Below are 569 nucleotides of genomic sequence, written 5' to 3'. Positions count from 1 at the left end.
AGCCCTACACACGGGCGCTGATGGCGGCGACGCCACGCTACACCGATCCTTTCGCCTCGCTAAAGCCAGTGGACGACGAAGTACTCGCCGGGCTTGCTTCAGAGATCGCTGCCGCCGACCAGGCATGGAGGCGACCGCATGGCTGAGCCGCTGTTTTCCGTGCGCGGGCTGAAGGTCGCGCTGCCCGACATGACGCGCAAACCGCTGATCGGCCGCGCGCCGTTGACCGAGATACTCAAAGGCCTGGATTTCGATCTTCCCAGGGGCTCGGTGACCGGAATCGTCGGCGAATCCGGATCGGGAAAATCAACGCTCGGCCGCGCTTTGGTGCGTCTCTTGGAGCCCAGCGCCGGCAGCATCAGCTTCGATGGCCTGGATATCACCCATCTGCCTGAGGCGGAGCTGCGGCCATTGCGCCGCAATCTGCAGATGATCTTCCAGGATCCGATGTCGTCGCTCAACCCGCGCAGAACCATTGCCAGCATCATCGCCGCGCCGCTGAAACAGAACGGCCTTGGCGACAATCTGGAGGCGCGAGTCGCAGAAGCGCTGCAGCGTGTCGGCCTGCC

Annotated in this window: 1 protein-coding gene and 1 pseudogene; both read left to right on the top strand. The window is 64.1% G+C overall.

Translation table 11 applies throughout. From position 1 onward, the window contains the following. Positions 1 to 146: pseudogene (locus EN935_RS42635) on the top strand (ABC transporter ATP-binding protein); the annotation flags it as partial. After that, positions 139 to 569: ATP-binding cassette domain-containing protein (locus EN935_RS39460; RefSeq protein WP_127374425.1), on the top strand; the 431-nt coding region annotated here is incomplete at its 3' end. The pseudogene EN935_RS42635 and the gene EN935_RS39460, both read left to right, overlap by 8 nt.

It is taken from the genome of Mesorhizobium sp. M7D.F.Ca.US.004.03.1.1 (genome assembly GCF_003998635.1).
Classification (GTDB): Bacteria; Pseudomonadota; Alphaproteobacteria; order Rhizobiales; family Rhizobiaceae; genus Mesorhizobium; species Mesorhizobium loti.
The sequence above is the reverse complement of the archived record's forward strand: the minus strand, read 5'-3'. Positions and strand labels throughout refer to the sequence as shown.